The organism is Actinopolyspora lacussalsi, assembly GCA_030803735.1.
Classification (GTDB): Bacteria; Actinomycetota; Actinomycetes; order Mycobacteriales; family Pseudonocardiaceae; genus Actinopolyspora; species Actinopolyspora lacussalsi.
Window position 1 is genome coordinate 4042427 of record JAURUC010000001.1, and the last position, 19986, is coordinate 4062412.

Sequence of the window (19986 nt, forward strand, 5' to 3'; positions counted from 1 at the left end):
TCCGGGCCTCTCCCGATTCAAGAGGCGGTGTCGACCTCGTGCAGCTCGTCGGTGTCGATGTCGTGCACGAACGCGCGCACACTCGTGGTCTCGGTCAGGAAGGGGCTGTTGAGCACCCGCCGGACGGACTGGCGCAGGTCCCGCTCGGTGTCGGTGAAGGTCTCCACCGACCAGCTCGGCCGCTGCCCGGTCGCGTCCTCCAACTCCTGCTTGAAGTCGGCTTCGGCGAACGTTCCCATGCCGCAGCGGGTGTGGTGCATCAGCATCACCTCGGTGGTGCCGAGCTTGCGCTGGCTCACCGACAGCGAGCGGAGCACGTCGTCGGTGACGATCCCGCCCGCGTTGCGCAGTACGTGTGCCTCGCCGGAGTTCAACCCCAGGGTGCGGACGGGGTCGATCCGGCAGTCCATACAGGTGACCACCGCGGTGCACAGCTCGGGAGCTCCGGGGACCTGGCCGTCCCACTTCTCCTCGTGCTTGCTGTTGCGTCGCAGCAGTTCGTCGGTCGCGGTCATCGGGCAGCTCCTCGAACCGGTAACACCGACCCGGGTGGTCGGTTGTGCGGGAAGTTGTCGCCGCGTACACGCACACGGACTCTCGCGGTCGAGCATACCCGCCGAGATCGTCCGTGTCCGCGAACACGTCGGCCGGGTCGGTCAGCTGCTCCGCAGCGCCCGCAGCGCGCCCCGCAGGTCGCCGACCTCGACGGCCTTGATCCCGGCGGGTGGTTGTCCGCTGTCCGGTGGCACCAGCGCGTACTCGAATCCGAGCCGAGCGGCTTCGGCCAGCCTGCGTCCCACCGCATTGACCCGGCGCACCTCACCGGCGAGCCCGACCTCGCCCACCGCGATCGTGTTCGCGCGCGGCGGCACGTCCAGTTTCGCGGAGGCCACGGCCAACGCGATGGCCAGGTCGATCGCGGGTTCGGTGATCTTCATGCCGCCGACCGTGGCGGCGTAGACGTCCTGGTCACCGGTCTTGATGTTGCCGCGCTTGTCGAGCACCGCGAGCATCATCGACAACCGGGCCGAATCCAGCCCGCTCACCGCCCTGCGCGGCATGTTCATCTGGGTGGGGCTGACCAGCGCCTGCACCTCGGCGAGCAGTGGACGTTTGCCCTCCACTACCACCGTCACGGCGGTGCCCGGCACCAGGTTCTGCCGTCCGTTGACGAACAGTCCGGACGGGTCGGTCACCTCGGCGATCCCGTCGTCGCCCTGTTCGAAGCAGCCGACCTCGTCGGCGGGGCCGAACCGGTTCTTGACCCCGCGCAGCATCCGCAGCGTGGAGTGCTCGTCCCCCTCGAACTGCAGCACCACGTCGACCAGGTGCTCCAGCACTCGCGGACCGGCCACCGCACCGTCCTTGGTGACGTGTCCCACGAGGATCACCGGCAGGCCGCGCTCCTTCGCCAGCGCCACAAGCGCGGTGGTCACGGCACGCACCTGGGTGACTCCGCCGGGTGTGCCATCGGCCTCACCGGACTGCACCGTCTGGATCGAGTCCACGATCAACAGTCCGGGGCGCAGTTGTTCCACGTGCCCGACGACGGCGGAGAGGTCGCTCTCGGCGCCGAGGTAGAGCTCGTCGTGCAGCGAGTCGGTGCGTTCGGCGCGCAGCCTCACCTGGCCCGCCGACTCCTCCCCGGTGACGTACAGCGAGCGGCCCCCGGAGCCGCCCGCGGCCCAGCGGTACGCGGTCTCCAGCAGGAGTGTGGACTTTCCCACACCGGGCTCGCCCGCGAGCAGGACCACGGCCCCCGGCACGATGCCGCCGCCGAGCACCCGGTCCAGTTCGGCGATCCCGGTGGGGACCGCGCGGGCGGACTCCAGATCCACCTCGGCGATGGGGCGAGCGGGAGAGCCGGGTTCGGCGCTGCCGACTTTGGACAGTGCGGCGGGCTGGGCGGAGGCTTCCTCCAGCGTTCCCCAGTTCGCGCAGTCCGGGCACTGGCCGACCCACTTGGTAACCGTGCGGCCACACTCGGTGCACCGATAGCCGTTTCCGGCACGCGTGTTCTTGGTAGCCACGTGGGCAGACTAACCGGTGGTCACGACACGTTCGGGACGGCCCGCGCGGCGCACGGCAGTCCGCCGCGCGCCGGGGACGTCGAGTTTCACGCGCCGGTGGACTGCCCGGTTTCGGCGTTCTGGTCGGAACCGCTCGAATCGTCGGAGGAGTTCTCGTCGCTCTGGCCGGAGTCGCCGGACTGCTCGGAGCCACTGGACTCGCCGGACCCGCTCGATTCGCCCGACTCGCCGGACCCGTGGGACTCACCGGATCCGCTCGACCCGCCGGAGTGACCCGACTCGTCGCCGGTGCCCGTTCCACCGCCACCGTGCGGGCTGCCGTACTCCGGCCTCGGCTCGGGGCTGGCGCCGATCGGGACCTGCAGGGTCACCGCGCCCGCGTTGGCGAAGGTGAACTCGACCGGAATCGTCACCCCCGGCCGGATGCCCTGGGTCAGCCCTTCGAGGGAGATTCGTACCGTCTCGCGCTGGTCGTCGCCGGTGGCCTCGGCAGCGGTGATCTTGCTCGAATCCGCGCTGTCCGAGACCGCGTAGAGCCTGGTTCCCGCGGGAATCCGCTGGGTTCCGCTGATCTCCGCCGACCGCGCGTAGCTACTGCTGACACCGACCAGCCTGTCCTGCTGCTCGCCACCGTTGATCAGAACGGTCTCGATCGGTGCGTTCGACCCCTCCGGGTAGACCGATTCCCCCTCCGGGTAGCTCAGGGTCGCGTCCCGAACGGACATGGTCTTCGCGTCGGCGCTCGCACCGTAGATGGCGGCGACCTGCTGCGAGGTCTCGGCCTGCTGGCCGGTGGCGCAGCCGGAGAGCGCGGCGACGGCGCCCAGGCCGACGACCGCGGGTACCAACCGCTGGCGAACTGCCTTGCTGTGCTGTGGGCGGCTCACGGATGCAGCGTCCTTCCTGCTTGCCGGACAACCGGGTATGAGCCTAAACCGTTGTCGTCGGCGATGTTGGTCGCACCCCGGCGGATGTGCCGTGCGTCCCGTTCGCGGGGCCGTTCCCGGGCACGGAACCCCTGCCTTGCGCACCGGGGAAGCCGGGCCGCATGCACGGGGGAAGCCGGGTTGTCAACCCCCTGATCGTCGTCTGACCTGCAACGAAGATGTCGAGCCCGTCGAAGTGGCGTTGCTGACCATGCTAGACTGGACACAGCGAAAGGGGCAGAGGACACATGGTTTTCAAGGTCGGAGAGACCGTCGTCTACCCGCGTCACGGCGCTGCGCTGATCGAGGCAGTCGAGACACGTGTAATCAAGGGCGAAGAAAAACAGTACCTCGTACTTCGGGTCGAAAAAGACAACCTCACCGTTCGTCTTCCCGCCGAGAACGCCGAGCACGTCGGGGTGCGAGACGTGGTCGGCCAGGAGGGTCTCGATCACGTTTTCGACGTGCTGCGTTCTGATCATACCGAGGAGCCCACCAACTGGTCGCGTCGGTACAAGGCGAACGTCGAGAAGCTCGCCTCCGGTGACGTGAACAAGGTGGCCGAAGTGGTGCGTGATCTCTGGCGGCGCGAGCAGGATCGCGGGCTGTCCGCGGGCGAGAAGCGGATGCTGATGAAGGCCCGGCAGATCCTGGTCAGCGAGTTGGCGCTGGCGGAGGGCACCGACGAGGGCAAGGCCGAGAGTCTGCTGGACGAAGTCCTGGCGACGACGGTCTGACGACTATCCGAGCAGTGTGGACACCGTAGCGCTGGTTCCGGCCGCCGGGCGGGGTACCCGTCTCGGTGCCGGTGTTCCCAAAGCACTGGTTCGAGTTCTCGGGCAGTCCCTGCTCTCGCGTGCGGTCCGTGGTCTGTTGGATTCGGGGAGTGTGGGGCACGTCGTAGTGGCCGCCGCACCGGATCAACTCGACCTGATGGGCCGCGAGGTGCGAGACCTCGGCGAACGGGTGCACGTCGTTCCCGGTGGCGGTGAGCGCACCGACTCCGTTCGTACGGCGTTACGTGCCGCGGACCGGTTGGTGCCTTCGGCGGAGATCGTGCTGGTGCACGACGCCGCTCGTGCGTTCACTCCCGCCCGGGTGATCCGCGACGTGGTCGCCGCGGTCGAACGGGGCGCTCCTGCCGTGGTGCCGACGTTGTCCGTGGCGGACACGATCAAACGGGTCGACGACGAGGGCGTGGTGGCCGAGACCGTGGACCGCTCGCGGCTCCGCACGGTGCAGACCCCGCAGGGGTTCACCGTCGACGTTCTCCGCGAGGCTTACGGGGCGGCCGGGGAAGTGGCCACCGACGACGCCGGTCTGGTGGAACGACTGGGGTACCCGGTGGAAACGGTCGCCGGTCACACCAACGCCCTGAAAGTGACCACTTCCTTCGATCTGGCCGTGGCCGAGGCCGTGCTGGCCGCCGGGCCGGTCGAACTGCCCGAATCCCGGGTGGACACTCTCGGTCATTCGAACGACACGGGAAGTGACGCTCCCGAAAGGTGCGGTGACGAGTCGTGAGTGCCGAGCCGTCACCGATCGGGCTACCCCGTATCGGTCAGGGTGTCGATGTTCATCCGATCGTGGAGGGCAGGCCGTGCTGGATGGCCGGACTCCACTGGCCGGACCGCGACGGCTGCTCCGGGCACTCCGACGGTGACGTCGCGAGCCACGCTCTCTGCGACGCGGTGCTGGCCGCGGCGGGACTGGGGGATCTCGGTTCGGTGTTCGGCACCGGCGATCAGCGGTGGTCCGGGGCGCACGGTGTTGATTTCCTGGCGCACGTGCGTGGCCTGCTCGCCGATGAGGGGCGCAGGCTCGGCAACGCCTCGGTGCAGGTGATCGGCAACGCCCCCCGGATAGGCGACCGCAGGGCGGAGGCCGGTGCCGTGCTCGGCGAGGCGCTCGGTGGCGAGGTCTCGGTTTCCGGCACCACCACCGACGGGCTCGGACTCACCGGAAGAGGTGAAGGGATCGCCGCCATCGCCACCGCGTTGGTTTATTGAATCGGCGGCTCGGGTTGCCTGGCGGTGTGGGTGGCGGAACCTCTGGCACGGCTCTCGCTGCGGGTCCGGCGACATCGGGTAGCGACCTACACAACGTCTCCGGCGTCCTCGCGAGAGCCGCACCGGAGAACCCGCGGCGGTGCGAGCTGCGTGCGTGGTGGGGCTCGGCCCCGCGTCGAAGTGCCCTGGCGATTTCGCGAGAAATTGACGCAGTCGGAGGTTCCGCCACGCGACCAGCTACGGAAAGCGAGCCGCCGACCGCACGAAAGTGGTGATGTTCACCGCATCGGCGGGACGGTGAGGTGGTGTGCACCAGTACCGTGGAACCGTGACCGTGCGCGCAGTGCTCTTCGACTTTTCCGGCACCCTGTTCCGGCTGGAGCAGGACGAGTCCTGGTTGGCCGGGGTGACCGACGAGTCCGGGAAGCAGTGGGACCTGGAGGCCCAGACCGAGCTGATGCGGCGGATGACCGCCCCCACGCAGCAGGTGGTCAAGCTCTCCCAGGAGTACCAGCAGGCATGGGACGAGCGGGACCTCTACCCGGACCAGCACCGCAAGGTCTACCTGGAGGTGCTGCGCAGCTCCGGCCTCACCGAACCGGCACAGGCCGAGGCGCTCTACTCGCGGCTGATCGATCCGGACTGCTGGACTCCTTATCCCGACGCGGCCCCCGTGGTGCGGCGGCTGCACGAGGCGGGTATCCGCACCGCGGTCATCAGTAACATCGCCTTCGACATCCGACCCGCGCTGGACCGCGTCGGTATCGGTGATCTCTTCGACTCGGTGCTGATGTCCTACGTCGAAGGTGTGATCAAGCCCGATCCGAAGCTGTTCCTGCGTGCCTGCGAGCGGATCGACGTCGAGCCGGAGCAGGCACTGATGATCGGTGACAGCGTCGAGGCCGACGGCGCCGCCACCGAGGTGGGCTGCCGGTTCGCCCACGTCGAACCTTCCCCGACCGACGAGCGGCCGGACGCGTTGCTGCGGGCCGTCGTCGATCACGGCGTGTCGCTGTGACCGTTCAGGAAACGTGTAAAAGTGTTCCTGAGCCGTCGTATTGCTACGCGGCCTTGGCCGCACCCGGAGGTGCGGTCTTCCCGTGGCGATACCCCATGCCAGCAGGGCTGGTCTCACCGGAGTTTCCAGCGGGCTTGTTTACCGTCCCGGCGCAACTCTCCGTGGACGCCGCCGTAGCGGACACTCGAAAGACCTCGACACGGCTTGGTTTTCACCACCCCGAACTCCTTCAATACGGACAGTATCACACTGTCCTACATAAAGTTACACAGGGATGGGAACAGTCAACAACCCCGTCGGTGGCCGAGGAACCACCGGATTTGTGATCGGCACAGGTCTTGCCCGTATCATCACGGTGTGAGCCTGTACCTGCATGACACCGCGAGCCGCACCACACGTGAGTTCCAGCCCCGTCAGGAGAGCCTGGCGACGTTGTACCTGTGTGGGGCCACGGTTCAGGATCTGCCGCACGTCGGTCACGTGCGCAGCGGGCTCAACTTCGACGTGCTGCGGCGCTGGCTGACCCACCTCGGCTACGAGGTGCGGCTGGTGCGCAACGTCACCGACATCGACGACAAGATCCTGGCCAAGGCCGCCGAGGCCGGGCGGCCGTGGTGGGAGTGGGCCGCCACGCACGAGCGCGCGTTCGAGGACGCCTACGACCGGCTCGGTTGCCTGCCGCCCTCGGCCACCCCCAGGGCGACCGGGCACATCACCCAGATGGTCGAGCTGGTGCAGCGGTTGATCGACCGGGACCACGCCTACGCCGCCGACGGCGACGTGTACTTCTCGGTGCCCTCCTTCCTTGAGTCCTACGGCAGGCTGTCCGGGCAGCGCCCCGAGGAGATGCAGCAGGCCGAGGAGGCGGTCCCGGCCGGCAAGCGCGACCCCAGGGACTTCACGCTGTGGAAGTCCGCGAAACCGGGTGAACCGAGCTGGCCCGCCCCGTGGGGGCGGGGTCGGCCGGGCTGGCACCTGGAGTGCTCGGCGATGTCGACCTACTACCTGGGGGAGGAGTTCGACATCCACGGCGGTGGGCTGGATCTGGTGTTCCCGCACCACGAGAACGAACTGGCGCAGTCCAACGCGGCCGGCGACGGGTTCGCCCGCTACTGGCTGCACAACTCCTGGGTGACCGCCAGCGGCGAGAAGATGTCGAAGTCGTTGGGCAACACCCTCGGCATCGCCGCGCTGCTGCAGCGGGTCCGACCCGTTGAGCTGCGGTATTATCTGGTCGTACCGCATTACCGGTCCACGGTGGAGTTCTCCGACGAGGGGCTCGAGGAGGCGGTCGCGACCTTCCGCAGGATCGAGTCGTTCCTGCACCGGGTGGTACAGCGCACCGGCGAGGTCGCGCCTTCCGGGGTGACCGAGGAGTTCGCCGCGGCCATGAACGACGACCTGGGGACACCGCAGGCCATCGCGGCCGTGCACAACGTGGTTCGGGAGGCCAACTCCGCGCTGGACGCCGGCGAGGACGAGGCGGCCCGCGAGGGTGCGGCACGGGTGCGTGCGATGCTCGACGTCTTCGGGCTCGATCCGCTGGCGCCGCACTGGGCCGGTCGGGAGGGTGCTTCCGACGAGGCGCACCGGGCGCTTTCCGCGCTGGTCGACGATCTGCTCGAACAGCGTAGTCAGGCACGGGCCGACCGCGATTTCGCCACCGCCGACGCGGTTCGGGATCGGTTGCACGCCTGCGGTATCGCCGTCGAGGACACCCCCGACGGTCCGATGTGGACTTTGAAGGACGGATAGCTCGTGCCGGGAAACGACAAGCGCAGGGGCGCGGTACGCAAGTCGGGCACCAAGAAGGGCATGGTCGTCGGATCAGGTGGCCAGCGCCGCAAGGCTCTCGAGGGCAAGAAACCCACCCCCAAGGCCGAGAACAGGTTCAACCACCCCGCCAAGCGCAAGGCGGACGCGCGCAAGCAGGCGCAGCAGCAGCGGGACAAGCGCCGCAAGGAGTCCGACAACGCGGGTGAGCTCGTGGCGGGCCGCAATCCCGTGCTGGAGTGCGTCCGCGCCGGGGTGCCCACCACCGCGCTGTACGCGGCGGAGGGGATCGACACCGACGAGCGGGTGACCGAGGCTGTCCGGCTCGCCGCGGACCAGGGGATCTCCGTGGTGGAGGTGCCGCGTGGCGAACTCGACCGGATGACCTCCGGCGCGCTGCACCAGGGACTGGCGCTGCGCGTCCCGCCCTACGAGTACTCCGAGCCGGAGGATCTGCTCACCGCGGCCCGGAACTCCGGGCTGCCGCCGCTGCTGGTGGCAGTGGACGGGGTGACCGATCCCCGCAACCTCGGGGCGGTGGTGCGTTCGGCTGCGGCGTTCGGCGCGCACGGCGTGCTGCTGCCGCAGCGGCGCAGCGCCGGGATGACCGCGGTGGCGTGGCGTTCCAGCGCGGGCACCGCCGCTCGGATACCGCTGGCGAAAGCCACCAACCTCAACCGCACGCTCAAGAACCTCAAGTCCGAGGGGCTGATGGTGGTCGGTCTGGACGCCGACTCCGACGTCACCTCCGACGAGCTGGAGCTGGCTACCGATCCGCTCGTGGTCGTGGTGGGCTCCGAGGGCCGGGGGCTGGCCCGGTTGACCAGGGAGAACTGCGATCAGACCGTCTCGATTCCGATGAGCTCCGGGGTCGAGTCGCTGAACGCCTCGGTCGCGGCCGGGGTGGTGCTCGCCGAGGTCGCGCGCAGGCGCAGGCTGAGCTGACGCCCCGCTCCGGGGCGCGGCGCGTCGAATCCGAAGCTGGGAACCGAACTCGCCGTTTGATCCGATGTGGACGGTGAATCACCGGTGCGGTGCGGACGGGTTGTGTCGGTCGTCTCACCGCCGAATTCAGCGGTTCCGCGCCCGTGCTCGGTGCGGCTCGGTTAGAGTCTGACGGACCGCAGGCCGGCAGCCGCGCTGTACGCCGAACCGAGCTCGGACCCACATGTCGTTCGCAACTCCGCTTTTCCTCTGGTACTTCCTGCCCACGGTGCTGCTCGCCGTGCTGCTGGCGCCGCGTTCCTGGCGCAACGCGGTCGTCGCGGTGGCCAGCCTGGTGTTCTACGCCAGCGGTGCGGGCGGTACCACGATGCTGCTGCTCGGCTGCATCGTCGTGAACTTCTTCGTGGGCCGGAACCTGGAGCCAGACGAGTGGCGGCTGGACGGCAGCCGCCGCAGACTGCTGCTCACCGCCGCCGTGGTGCTCAACCTGGCCGTGCTGGGGGTGTGGAAGTACGCGGGCTTCGCCAGTGAGCAGGCGGCGGTGCTGGCGGGGTGGTTCGGCGGTCACCTGCCGACGTTCGAGGTCATCCTGCCGATCGGGATCTCGTTCTACACGTTCCACCACATCTCCTACCTGGTCGACATCTACCGTGGTGAACGCCCGGCGCTGCGGGAGCCGGTGGCCTTCGTGGCCTACATCGCGATGTTCCCGCAGCTGGTGGCAGGGCCGATCGTGCGCTACCACGAGATCGCCGACCAGCTGCCGCAGCGGCGTACGCACCGGCTCGACGACATGGCGGCGGGGTTCCCCCGGTTCGCCTGGGGCCTGACGAAGAAGGTGGTCATCGCCGACAGCCTCGCCCCGGTGGCCGACGCCTGCTTCGCCACCTCGGGGTCGGAGATGACGTTCGCGATCGCCTGGCTCGGCGCGATCGTCTACACGATGCAGCTGTACTTCGACTTCTCCGGGTACTCCGACATGGCGATCGGGCTGGGGCGGATGCTGGGGTTCCGGCTGCCCGAGAACTTCGCCCGCCCGTACTCCTCGGTGACGGTCACGGAGTTCTGGCAGCGCTGGCACATGTCGCTGTCGCGCTGGTTCCGCGACTACGTCTACATCCCGCTCGGCGGCAACCGCGGCGGCACGTTCCGCACCTACCGGAACCTGACGATCATCTTCGTGCTGACCGGCTTCTGGCACGGCGCGGCCTGGACGTATCTGGTCTGGGGACTGTTCCACGGCGCGCTGCTGGTGATCGAGCGGGCAACCGGCACCTACCGGATGCCGGTCCGGCCCGGGACGCGCGCGGCCCGGCGAGCGGCGACGATGCTGCTGGTCACGTTCGGCTGGGTGGTGTTCCGGGCGCCGGACCTGGGCACCGCCGGGATGATGCTCGGCCACATGCTGCTTCCCGATCTCGGCGGGGTGACGGCGGTGGTCGACGCGGCGCTGACCAACCAGCGCACGCTGCTGCTGCTGGTGGCCCTGCTGGTGGTGCTGCTGCCCGCCGACGACGCCACCGGGACCTACATCGAGTCGGCCCGCGGCCGCACGGCCACCGGCGTTCGGGTCGGGGTGATGACGGCGGGCACCGTCTACTCCGGACTGCTGGTGGCGGCGGGCTCGTTCAGCCCGTTCCTGTACTACCAGTTCTAGGGGGGTAGCTGGAGCATCTGAGACTCGGGGAGAGCCCCCTCCTGACCTGCCTGTTCATATCTCAGAGTTCTCGCGGCCATTCACGCGTGCCCGACGTTTGGCGGCATGGGTGAACCCTGGGCTCCAGTGCTCCAGCCCTCTGCCGGGCAGGTGAACGTACCAGTACGGATGGTGTTGTTTAGGAAGGAAAGGACACTTCCATTGAGGTGCCCCCAGTATATCTCCGTCGGAGACGGGATGTGATCTGCAACGATGACCTTGGGAGGCAAGTGGATCAACGTGTGAGAACTCGACCTTGTCCGTAGGTCGCGACGATCTGTTGCATCTATCCACCCCTCCCCAACAAGTGCATGGACGGTCACTTAGCCAGGAGTCGGATCGAGATCGTAGTTGCCAAAGTTAGCCGACAGCATGAGCAAACCTATTTCTAGTAGGTGACGTCGCCATGCATAATGTAGTTATGTCGCGATTGGAATGGACACGCTACTCTGGCGACGATGTTGAAGCTGTCATCGGTATCATGCTGTGTAGGGAACACAAAGAAGCACAGCGCGTCAGGCCCTCTAAAGGTGATCGTGGAGTTGATGTATTTGTACCGACTCCGGAGGGGTGGGATGTATACCAAGTTAAGAGTTTTACTGGCAACCTAAAATCTGGCCAAAAAAGTAAAATACGTGACTCATTGAGGGAATTAGAATCATACAGTCAGGCTGAGGGTCTAAAAATTAATTCATGGTGCCTGGCGATCCCTCTGAATCCCACTTTGGAAAATCTGGAGTGGCTTAAAGAGGTGACTGCGCAGGCCAGTTTTCCGTGCCACTGGTTTGGTCTGGACTCTCTGGATGGGCTCGCTGCCAAGTACACAGACGTAGTGGACTACTACTTTCGCGACGGAAAAGAAAGACTTGAAGCAAAGATTCGGGAGATGGCTTCGGCGACCGGTCTTTTTGTGAAAGCTAGTACAGGTGCAGACTGCTATCTGACAGTTGCAGATACTAAAAAAGGGCTTGTAGATTTGCATAATCTAGTCAATAGTCTGGATCCACATTTTTACTATGATTTTTCGGTGGAATCTGAATCCCCGACTCCTATTGAAAGTCCCGGGTTGGTTTTCTCTTTAACAGAGGGGGAAAGTGGATGTTTTGTAACTTTTCGAGTATTTGCGAAATATCTGGAGGCATTAAAAGATAGGCCTATCGATTTTCATGTCAGGGTTGATCCTTCTGATTCTGAGGTTCGAGAAAAGTTTGAAGAATTTCTCGATTTTGGAACCCCATTGGATGCTTCTGACGGTGTGGTGGCGAATGTCACTGCTAATTTGCCTGGTGGTCTAGGTGGGACGCAAAGCGGCCCTGTATCGATTGAACCAATATCAAAGGACAAGCCTAGTCACAGTGTAAGGTTCCAGGTTGTGGATCCGAGCGGGGAGGAACTTGCTCTTTGTCGAATCCGTATGAACCAGCCGTATGTCGGTGTGCGTCAAGCGGGAGTTAGCAATGTAGGAAACGAGGAAGGAAGATGCTTTACAGTCCGCTCTAAGGCAAATCCTGAAACGCTGCAGTGGAACTTCAATTTTCAGCTCCACGATGTATCTGGTCGAGCACCAGAGAAGGTGCTCCACGGATTGCGGTTGCTGAATCAGTTGGTATATCCGAACCAGTTGCGAATCGGCCCTGAGTATGGCCCGTTGCGCGAGAAACCGATCCCTATTCCAGAGGGCACTGCTGCGCTTATTCCGGATTTTCTTGTACGCTTGGTGGAAGATCTTATCACACTGCAGGAACACACAGTTGTACAACTAAGGATTCCTGATTTGGACTCCAAGGATATTGATCAGGAATGCGATGATATCAACATTGCAGCGGAGCTATTGAGGGGAAGCAAAGTAAATGTCATTATAAATGAGCTTTCTTGTGCGTGGGATGGCAGTAAATTCGAGGAAGGTCCAGCGGCGGTGCTATTCTGGGTAGAATGGTCGGTTGCAGTGGGTGCGCAGCCTATTGAGATTGGCACAGTAGCGGTACATCTGGCAGAAGCTTACTTGACCTTGGAAAGCGGTCCTGAAGGAAACTGGCAGGTAGTTGCACGTCCGAACGATAGCGCAAAGCTACGGGCAACCTTAGAACTAGGGAAACAGTGACATTTGGGAAGTGCTACTTGGAGTCTTACGGAGGATTGAGCGTGGCTGAAAGAAGGACGCTCCGTCTGATCGCGGAGGAACTGGAGCGGCAGATCAAGGTTGGGCAGTATGCGTCCGGCGGTTGGGTCGACATCTACGGCTACTGCGACGGTTGCGTACGGGTTCCTCACTCCGCTCTGAGGGAGCGGGCCGAGACGGAGAGTTCGCGGTCGAGACAGTGTTCCGGTGCGAGACGCAGCTCTAGAAGGAGTATGGCATCTCGTGAAATACGGTCCGACGTGCCTACTGTTTACTGGAGGAAGGGGGGCACGCTCGTCATCCGGCATGTGGACGGTGTCTTCGTTGTACAGCCGGACAGCGCCACGAGCGCTTAGCGGTCTCGTTAGTGAAATAGCTAGATGGACATGGCCGATAAGCACGGCGAGTGGCTCGTACATGGTGAACGGATGATCTGTGACAGCAAGTGGGTCCGTGTCGGGTTCGCCGACATCATCATTTTCTCTGGAAACGATTCGTTTACCACAAGGTGCGGCTACCGCACCCACCGATGACACTGGTTTGGAGGGTGAGGAGCAATACTCCTGTTCCAGCATGTCGGCCTGCAAACTCGGGACCGACACGGTCGACAACGCCATCCCGTCGTCGTCCCGCTTGACCACCACCGACCGATTGACCCCGTAAGTCTCCATCAGCGGTGCCTCCGGGGAGAACAGATGCCGATGCACCACCCGGAAAGCCCGTTCGACCGGATCGCTGCGCAGTACGCCCATCTGGCGCAATTCCTCGACCATGGCCGCACGCAGCGCCTCGGGCCGTGCGCCGTCCTCCGCGGCACCGCCACCAGCCATGTCACTTCCTACATTCATGTGAATACCTCTTTCACGTTTTTCTCTCCTGAACCCGCTCGGCTCACAATTTCCTCTCCATTGCCTTTCGGACAAAGCTCGGACGATGCTGGAGTCCCGTCCGGGTGCTTGTTGGATTGATGGCGCGGACACACGCCACACGTAGGTGTTGGTCGAGGCGTGTCCGAGTTCATGGGTGGTCAGGCCGTACAGCGGAGGTTCCGATTCGTGTTCCGTGCCGTATCGGAATCCGTCGGGGGACGGCTTGTGGCTTCCGTAAGTGAGGCCACGTGGTCACCGTGGGTGGGTGGCCGGTACACGGGCCCTCTCCGGCAGCTGCGGTTGTTTTCGCACTACGTGTCTTCGTGGAGTGGTGCGTGGCGGGATGTACTCGATCGCGTGCAGGCATGGGCCGCACACCGATCGGTTCCCCTGCTCGGGTGAGTCGTAGCCGTTTCGCCGTTCGTGTGGACCACGTGCAGTGTGTCCACAATCAGCTGTCGCGGATGCGGCACAGGGGCTGACGTGCTGTCCGCAGGCGTCCCATTGGGCCTCACCGCTGCTTGCGATCCACGTTCGTTCGCTGGCTGTTCCTCGTAGTCGTGGAATTTTCGTCGTGACGGCTGTGGTACTGCATCCGGCACCGGTGCTGTCGGCATCAGCGGGGTACACACTTCCGTTCGAGCCAGGTCGGAAGCAGTCGTTCCTGATCTGCATCCATCGGAAGAATTTGAGCAAGTAGGCAATGATCACTTTGATCATGCGTTCTGGTCCTCGTCCGGATCGTAGCGAGGGGAGTCGACAGCCGCCTGAAACGCATGAGCCGACCCCGCGTGGCAGGAATTTCGGGGCCGAAATCGGGACGGACACGCCGTCGTGGATGCGTCCCGATTTCAGCGTTCGTCCGAAGCGGTATCGGCCGAAACAGAGACATGTATGTCCAGGTGGGACGGGGTTACCCGGATTCGAGGACCACGCGGTGGTAGCCGCGTTCGAATGATTCGGTCTCACAGTATTCGCAGACGATCACCGCTGCCGTGGTGCTCGGGTCCTCGTCCTGCTGCCGTGGCACGGTGGGAAACGGCACGATCACCGAGGTGCCACACAACGCCCGGATCTGAGTCCGCAGTGCGTGGCGGCTGGGATGCTCACGTAGCGCGTGCCGCCGCTCGTCCGGCGGCCACTGCTGCGGTACCGCCACCAGAAACACCGAGCCTGCATCCGGTTCGGCAGTGCACGATGATTCCTCGCTGTTTGTCCCGAGGAACTCAGGCGATAGCATGACCATGCTCCTTACGCAGTAATCGGTACTGGACGGAGCCGTCCCCGCGTGGTGCTTGGCGGCTTGCACGCGGGAAGGGCTGCTCGTCCGGTGGTTACCGCCACCGGACGAGCGGTTCAGAAGTCGAGGAACGTGCCCCTGGTATATGCAGGGAATAAGCAGGTGTGGGCCGGGCGACGTCGGAACACCTGTTTACCTGCTTCGTGGCATCCGGATTTCGTGACCGTTTTCGAACTCACTCCGCTGCTCCTGGTGAAGAGTTGGCGGAAACCAGTTCGTCGCAGGGCTTGCAACAGTGCTCAGCTACGCAGTTCCAGCGGAGCAGCGCTGTGGTGCTGTTCTCCGAGGTGTCTTCCAATGCCCGCTTCATCACTATCTCACTCGCCGGCGCCAGCAGTGCACGCGTCCTGTTGATCGACTGCGATGACCATAACCGTTACTGGTAACTATTACCAATCGCCCTTACGGGTGATCGCGTATCGTTCGCCGAGCAGAGATGATGCGCGTCATGAAGGAGAGCCCAACCGCACGCCGACGAGCTCTTGGCCAAGCGCTGCGTGAACTTCGTATTTCCGCAGGGAAAGGCACCGCTGAGGCAGCAGCGATACTCGAATGCTCCGAGAGCAAGATCCGGAAGATCGAGTACGGAGATGTACCCACCAAAGTTGCCGAGCGCAATGCACTTGTCGAGGCTTACGGTGCCTCTGATGAGGACAAGTCCGAGATACAGGACTTGGCAAGAGGAGCGAACCAACGCGGTTGGTGGCAGAGCTACAAGGGAGCTGTGCCTCGCTGGTTCCGCCGCTATGTCGGGCTGGAGTCAGCCGCTGCGGAGATCCGTACCTACGAGACGGAGCTGATTCCAGGTCTGCTTCAAACCGCGGACTACGCACACACTCTGATCAACAGCAGCAACCCGGAAATGCCCGCTGACGAAGTGGCGAACAGGCTCAAGGTTCGTACCGAACGACAGGAACGCCTACTCAACGATGGAGCACGCCTGGTAGCCGTGATCAGTGAAGCCGCCATCCGGAGAATGGTGGGTGGGCGAGCGGTGATGTCTGATCAACTCGAACTGCTGGTTGATGTCCAACAGCAAGCTCAGGTCGAGGTACAGATCGTTCCCTGCTCGGCTGGGGCTCATCCCGGAGCCGGTTTTCCGTTCGTGCTGCTCCGCTTCCCCGATGACGTAGCCCCTTCATTGGCTTACACGGAGAGCTTGACCTCAGCCGCTTACCACGATCGTCAGGCCGATGTGGAAACGTATACGGTGGTGTTCGATCGTCTACGGGCCACTGCGTCGAGTCCTGCGGAGAGTGCGGAGCTGATCCGCAGGGCGGCCCGGGATCTACAGGCATAGCACGATGAGAGGGTGCGGCATGAGCGAGCTTCACGGCGCCGTGTGGCGCAAGTCAAGCCGCAGCGGAGGAAACGGCGGCAATTGCGTTGAGGTCGGATTCGCACGCGAAGTGATCGGCGTCCGTGACACCAAGGATCGCGATGGTGGGACTCTCGCGGTTAACAGCACCGCGTGGACCTCGTTCCTCGAGGCGATCAAAAGCGACCGCCTCGACGGTTGAACCGCTGCCGTGAAGTCCCGCTCGGTACACGCCGGGCGGGACTTTTCGTATCGCTTTCCGCGACACGAGAGACTCCTGCTTCGCAACCGGACAATTCGGCGCCGGACCGTCCTAGAAGCTCCCCGACAGCTGCCTAGCTGTGCGGCGTTTCGTGCGCTGTCTTGGCCGAGCGACGAAACAGCGACTACAGTTCGTCGTTCTCGGCCCCGGACGCGAGGTCCGACCAGTGCGCTACCCATCGGTGTGACCGCGTGTGCTCGTGCGGTGTCGCCGACCGATGGAACTCGCGGTGCAGGTAGTCGACCAGATCGACTCCGTAATGGATGACATCGGTTCGGTGGACCGAGAGAACCGGGTCTCCGCCGCACGCCGGTGCGGCGGGCATGTACCGGTGGGAGTAGAGGGGGATCAGCTTCGGCCAACGTTCGAGATGTTCACGAGCCCGGCGCTCGGCCAACCGATCATCGACCGGGCGCGGCCCCCAGGACACCGGCCAGAAATCATCGTGCAGCACGTCGAGAACCGCGCCCTCCACGGGCCACGTCAGGCGAGTCGACAGCTCCTCGCATGTGTCGTGTCGCCAGTCCGGCCAGCCGTCTCCCACCGGCACAGCGCTGGCCAGCAGTGCCGCATGATCCGGGCTGAACTCGAATCCGAACCGCCGCTGGACCGCACGGAGTTCGTCTTGGTGCAGGCCGTCGTGCAACGTGACGCCCACTCGACGCAGCAGGGTGATCGCGGTGTTCGCGACATCGACAGTCATCGGAATAGCTCAGCGTACCGAGAAGTGACGAGCAACCGATGCGGGCGGAGCCGGTCGCGAGACCGCCACGCGGCTCAGGTGTTGGTCACCGCGACGAAGGCTCCCACCGTCGTGGCGGTCTGGACCGCCACCCGGACCTGCTCCACGGCCTTGCCGACGGCCTCGCTCACCGCTTTTTCGATGCCGCCCCCGCCCAGGCGGCGTGCCACCTTCACGGGCGTTGACCTCCGGGGCGCACTACGCGGACACGGGCCTGCCTGTTCGGTGCGTTCGTGGCGACCGCTCCGGGGCACTTCGACGAGCTGATAGCCGTCGCCTTTGAAGCGGGGTCCGCCACCGCGCTTCCGTCGCGAACGGTTGCTTGAATTGCATTCAAGTACTAGCCTCCCGTTCAAGTGAACGGAGGAATGGCAGTGGACAAGAGCTCATCGCACGAGATGCCCCCGGACGAAGCGCTCGGACGGGCGGGGCGCATGAGCGAGCTCGCTCGTGACGGCTCCCGCTGGTTCGGCTACATGCTGATCCTGCTCGGGCTCGTCACGACCGTTTTCTTCGTCGGCCAGGCGCTGACCCAGGGTTGGATCGCCGCCGCGTTCGCGTGGTTGTACGCGGCCTGCATCGCCGGACTGTTCTGGTACGTGACCCGGCAACGGGTGGTGAGTCGGGAGACCCCGCGCATCACCCGTGCGGTCACGATCGCCTACGCATCGTCGGTGATTCTCACCAGCGTCGTCACCAGCACCTGGTTGGACGACGAACCGCTGTGGCAGTGCCTGCTCGCGCTACTGCCCGCACTGCCGTGCTGGGCGTCGGCCTGGTGGGTGCTACGTCGATGAGCGAGTCGGGGAGTCATCCGCGCCACGCACTGGACCAGCTGATCCACACCCCGGTGCGACTGTCCATCGTGTCCGCCCTGGCCGAGGCCGAGCAGGTGGAGTTCCGCTTCCTGCGGGACAGCATCGAAGTCAGCGACTCGCTGCTGGCCAAGCACCTCGCCACGCTCGAGGAGGCGGACTACATCACGGCGGTGAAGGGACACGTGCTGCGCAGGCCGCGCACGTGGTACTCGCTCACCGCGAACGGCAGGCGGGCCTTCGACGACTACCTGGCCGCCCTGCGCCGAATTGTCGACCACCACGCCGAGGAGGAGAGGTCTTGACGACTGAACAGGTGTCCGGTGTGGCGTTCTCCCCGTCACTCGGCTTCGTGCTCGCGGCGGTGCTCACCGTGCTCGCCACCCGGGTGTTCAGCTGGGACACCGACAACCGCTGACCGCGGCCGAACCGGTTTCCGCCGGGAATGACAACCGAGCCGTCCGGCGGGTCGTTACGGTGTGAACGTGTCCGGCAACCAGCCCAGCGTTCCTCGTACGGCCGATCGTGACGCCCCGTCGGCGACTCCGACGGAACTGCCCGCCGTGCACGAGGCGTGGTTGCCCAGGGAGCACCCGCTGCACCGCCCCCGACACGGTGCCAAGCAGTACATCGCGCTGGCCTGTGTCTTGCTGTTCTTCGCCGCGCCGGTGCTGTCCTGGACCCTCGGAGCCCGGGCGGAACGAATCGAGAACCGCGAACTCGCCTCCTTCCCCAGCGTCACCGAGGGATGGGGGTTCTTCACCGGGCTGAACGACTGGGCGAGCGATCGCCTTGCGTTCCGCCCCCAGGCGGTCGACGCCGTCGAAGGCATCAGCGAGGGAGTGTTCGGCGAACCGGCCCCGCACGGTTCCGACTCCGGGGGACCCCCCGGGGTCGGAGGTGGTGGCGCGGACCAGCAGCGTTCCACCAAGCCGGACCCCGAGCTCTTTCCCGACGTGGTTCGGGGTGAGGAAGGGTGGCTCTTCCTGGGCCACGACGTGTCGTACAAGTGCCTGCCCGACATGGAACTGGACCGCGTCGTCGCCGGGCTGCGCCGCTGGCGTTCGGTGGTGGAGGAGTCAGGCCGCGAGTTCCGACTGGTCATTGCCCCTGACAAGTCCACCGTGTACTCCGAGCACATGCCAGACGAGTACGTGGGGCGTGACTGCATGCGAGAGCTGCGCTCGGAGTTCTGGCGACGTGTGCCCCGAGCCACCGGGGCGATCGACATGCGCCCCACGCTGCGCGAGCTCGACCGGCGCCGCGACGAACCCGTCTTCACCAAACTCGACACCCACTGGCGGCACGCCGGAGGGCTGGCGATGGTTCGCCGGTTGGCGGAGTCGCTGCGGCCAGGTGTGACCGACAGCTGGGAGGTGGAGCCGGGCAGGACCTACCGGCACCGCGCGGACATCCCCGAGCTGGTGGGCGAGAACCGGGAATGGACCGTGCGGTCCTATTCGCTGGCCCCGGACGGCGGGGCCGACAACACGCGGTTCGTCGGCAGCGACTTCCACGAGCCGCTGCACCTGGAGTCGAGCGCGCGGCCGGGGATGATCGACGAACCCACGAGGATGATCGCGGACTCGTTCACCCAGTTCGCCAGTCCCTACCTGGCGGCCTCCTTCGCCGACATCACCATCGCGCACCCGGACCACGTGCTCACCGACCCCGAGCGAACGGGACGCATGCTCGCCGAGGGCGAGGTGGTCACCTTCGAACTGTCGGAGCGGTTCCTGGCGGGTGGGAGGTACGCGATGCTCGCCCCGGACATGGCCGAGCAAGTCGGCCGGATCCTCAAGCGCAACCCCGTGTGAGGGTCCGTCGGGTCGGCCTGCGGGGCGGTGCGAGTAGCGGAACCTCGCGCACGGCTCTCGCTGCGGGGAGGCCCGACATCGGGTGGACAACTGTGGTGGTGCTTGTCCGGGTGGCCGGTTAGCCGGCACGTGAGTCGGCGCCTTGCGGCGTTGGGCCGGCTCTTGAGTAGCGACCTACGCGGCGAGCGGCCCGGCCTTGCAATGCATCCGACTCACGCACCGGGGGCCCATGCGCGCGATCCGCATGGTCCCGTTTCGGCAGCGGTCCCGAGAGTGGCGATTTCTCGCGAAATGTACGCGGGGGAGCGGTGACCAACCACGCGGAGCGACCGCACGAGGCCGACCGC

The 19986-nt window shown here is 65.2% G+C and carries 20 protein-coding genes; 14 read left to right on the forward strand and 6 right to left on the reverse strand.

Features of this window, described 5'->3' with window-relative positions; genetic code table 11:
- Positions 1-17: 17 nt before the first annotated feature.
- The 3 genes from J2S53_RS18005 to J2S53_RS18015 all read right to left on the reverse strand — a co-directional run bounded on the left by J2S53_RS18005 (position 18) and on the right by J2S53_RS18015 (position 2917).
- On the reverse strand, positions 18-515 hold the full coding sequence (locus tag J2S53_RS18005) for a beta-class carbonic anhydrase (RefSeq protein ID WP_456241949.1): 498 nt from the start codon (positions 513-515) through the stop codon (positions 18-20).
- A 141-nt stretch (positions 516-656) separates the two neighbouring features.
- A complete protein-coding gene (gene radA / locus J2S53_RS18010) occupies positions 657-2030 on the reverse strand; it encodes a DNA repair protein RadA (RefSeq protein ID WP_456241950.1) in 1374 nt (457 codons plus the stop codon).
- Between the two features lie 86 nt (positions 2031-2116).
- A complete protein-coding gene (locus tag J2S53_RS18015; protein ID WP_456241951.1) occupies positions 2117-2917 on the reverse strand; it encodes a copper chaperone PCu(A)C in 801 nt (266 codons plus the stop codon).
- A gap of 287 nt (positions 2918-3204) precedes the next feature.
- Here J2S53_RS18015 and J2S53_RS18020 point away from each other — a divergent pair, with 287 nt between their 5' ends.
- The 9 genes from J2S53_RS18020 to J2S53_RS18060 all read left to right on the forward strand — a co-directional run bounded on the left by J2S53_RS18020 (position 3205) and on the right by J2S53_RS18060 (position 13484).
- A complete protein-coding gene (locus J2S53_RS18020; protein WP_043576289.1) occupies positions 3205-3693 on the forward strand; it encodes a CarD family transcriptional regulator in 489 nt (162 codons plus the stop codon).
- Positions 3694-3709: 16 nt separating this feature from the next.
- A complete protein-coding gene (ispD, locus tag J2S53_RS18025) occupies positions 3710-4480 on the forward strand; it encodes a 2-C-methyl-D-erythritol 4-phosphate cytidylyltransferase (RefSeq protein WP_456241952.1) in 771 nt (256 codons plus the stop codon).
- Positions 4477-4965 carry a 2-C-methyl-D-erythritol 2,4-cyclodiphosphate synthase gene (ispF, locus tag J2S53_RS18030; protein WP_456241953.1) on the forward strand — a complete coding sequence of 163 codons (489 nt, stop codon included), beginning with the start codon at positions 4477-4479 and terminating at the stop codon, positions 4963-4965. Before ispD ends, ispF begins: the two co-directional genes overlap by 4 nt.
- Before the next feature lie 328 nt (positions 4966-5293).
- Entirely contained in the window at positions 5294-5983 is a 690-nt protein-coding gene (locus J2S53_RS18035) for an HAD family hydrolase (protein ID WP_456241954.1), read from the forward strand.
- A 357-nt stretch (positions 5984-6340) separates the two neighbouring features.
- The gene (cysS, locus tag J2S53_RS18040; RefSeq protein WP_456241955.1) at positions 6341-7738 is read left to right on the forward strand and encodes a cysteine--tRNA ligase; all 1398 of its coding nucleotides are present in this window, start codon (positions 6341-6343) and stop codon (positions 7736-7738) included.
- Between the two features lie 3 nt (positions 7739-7741).
- Entirely contained in the window at positions 7742-8701 is a 960-nt protein-coding gene (gene rlmB / locus J2S53_RS18045; protein WP_456241956.1) for a 23S rRNA (guanosine(2251)-2'-O)-methyltransferase RlmB, read from the forward strand.
- 223 nt (positions 8702-8924) lie between these two features.
- The gene (locus J2S53_RS18050) at positions 8925-10358 is read left to right on the forward strand and encodes an MBOAT family O-acyltransferase (protein WP_456241957.1); all 1434 of its coding nucleotides are present in this window, start codon (positions 8925-8927) and stop codon (positions 10356-10358) included.
- Between the two features lie 460 nt (positions 10359-10818).
- Positions 10819-12498 (forward strand): hypothetical protein, encoded by a 1680-nt coding sequence (locus tag J2S53_RS18055; protein WP_456241958.1) that lies wholly within the window; start codon positions 10819-10821, stop codon positions 12496-12498.
- A 713-nt stretch (positions 12499-13211) separates the two neighbouring features.
- The gene (locus J2S53_RS18060) at positions 13212-13484 is read left to right on the forward strand and encodes a hypothetical protein (protein WP_456241959.1); all 273 of its coding nucleotides are present in this window, start codon (positions 13212-13214) and stop codon (positions 13482-13484) included.
- Positions 13485-14298: 814 nt separating this feature from the next.
- On the opposite strand, the gene J2S53_RS18065 is transcribed toward J2S53_RS18060, so the two are convergent.
- Entirely contained in the window at positions 14299-14625 is a 327-nt protein-coding gene (locus tag J2S53_RS18065; RefSeq protein ID WP_456241960.1) for a hypothetical protein, read from the reverse strand.
- 496 nt (positions 14626-15121) lie between these two features.
- On the opposite strand from J2S53_RS18065, the gene J2S53_RS18070 reads away from it, so the two are divergent.
- Both J2S53_RS18070 and J2S53_RS18075 read left to right on the forward strand, forming a co-directional pair.
- Positions 15122-15985: a helix-turn-helix domain-containing protein gene (locus J2S53_RS18070; protein WP_456241961.1), complete on the forward strand. Its 864-nt coding sequence runs from the start codon at positions 15122-15124 to the stop codon at positions 15983-15985.
- Positions 15986-16004: 19 nt separating this feature from the next.
- Entirely contained in the window at positions 16005-16205 is a 201-nt protein-coding gene (locus tag J2S53_RS18075; RefSeq protein WP_456241962.1) for a DUF397 domain-containing protein, read from the forward strand.
- 184 nt (positions 16206-16389) lie between these two features.
- Here the strand turns inward: J2S53_RS18075 and J2S53_RS18080 are convergent, their stop codons facing one another.
- Positions 16390-16968, reverse strand: a complete 579-nt coding sequence (locus tag J2S53_RS18080; protein ID WP_092973844.1) for a hypothetical protein — start codon at positions 16966-16968, stop codon at positions 16390-16392.
- 74 nt (positions 16969-17042) lie between these two features.
- A complete protein-coding gene (locus tag J2S53_RS18085; protein ID WP_456241963.1) occupies positions 17043-17183 on the reverse strand; it encodes a hypothetical protein in 141 nt (46 codons plus the stop codon).
- Positions 17184-17381: 198 nt separating this feature from the next.
- Between J2S53_RS18085 and J2S53_RS18090 the strand changes: the two genes are divergently transcribed.
- From J2S53_RS18090 to J2S53_RS18100, 3 genes are all read left to right on the forward strand, one after another.
- Positions 17382-17804 (forward strand): hypothetical protein, encoded by a 423-nt coding sequence (locus J2S53_RS18090; RefSeq protein ID WP_456241964.1) that lies wholly within the window; start codon positions 17382-17384, stop codon positions 17802-17804.
- On the forward strand, positions 17801-18127 hold the full coding sequence (locus J2S53_RS18095; protein WP_092929775.1) for a winged helix-turn-helix domain-containing protein: 327 nt from the start codon (positions 17801-17803) through the stop codon (positions 18125-18127). The genes J2S53_RS18090 and J2S53_RS18095 overlap by 4 nt, the downstream gene beginning before the upstream one ends.
- Positions 18128-18307: 180 nt before the next feature.
- Positions 18308-19639 carry an alginate O-acetyltransferase AlgX-related protein gene (locus tag J2S53_RS18100; protein WP_456241965.1) on the forward strand — a complete coding sequence of 444 codons (1332 nt, stop codon included), beginning with the start codon at positions 18308-18310 and terminating at the stop codon, positions 19637-19639.
- The last annotated feature ends 347 nt before the right edge of the window (positions 19640-19986 follow it).

Coding starts and splice junctions, on each gene's coding strand:
- J2S53_RS18005 (WP_456241949.1), bottom strand. CDS start 515: ATGACCGCGACCGACGAACTGCTGCGACGCAACAGCAAGCACGAGGAG.
- J2S53_RS18020 (WP_043576289.1), top strand. CDS start 3,205: ATGGTTTTCAAGGTCGGAGAGACCGTCGTCTACCCGCGTCACGGCGCT.
- J2S53_RS18050 (WP_456241957.1), top strand. CDS start 8,925: ATGTCGTTCGCAACTCCGCTTTTCCTCTGGTACTTCCTGCCCACGGTG.
- J2S53_RS18055 (WP_456241958.1), top strand. CDS start 10,819: ATGTCGCGATTGGAATGGACACGCTACTCTGGCGACGATGTTGAAGCT.
- J2S53_RS18060 (WP_456241959.1), top strand. CDS start 13,212: ATGCCGATGCACCACCCGGAAAGCCCGTTCGACCGGATCGCTGCGCAG.
- J2S53_RS18065 (WP_456241960.1), bottom strand. CDS start 14,625: ATGCTATCGCCTGAGTTCCTCGGGACAAACAGCGAGGAATCATCGTGC.
- J2S53_RS18070 (WP_456241961.1), top strand. CDS start 15,122: ATGATGCGCGTCATGAAGGAGAGCCCAACCGCACGCCGACGAGCTCTT.
- J2S53_RS18075 (WP_456241962.1), top strand. CDS start 16,005: ATGAGCGAGCTTCACGGCGCCGTGTGGCGCAAGTCAAGCCGCAGCGGA.
- J2S53_RS18080 (WP_092973844.1), bottom strand. CDS start 16,968: ATGACTGTCGATGTCGCGAACACCGCGATCACCCTGCTGCGTCGAGTG.
- J2S53_RS18095 (WP_092929775.1), top strand. CDS start 17,801: ATGAGCGAGTCGGGGAGTCATCCGCGCCACGCACTGGACCAGCTGATC.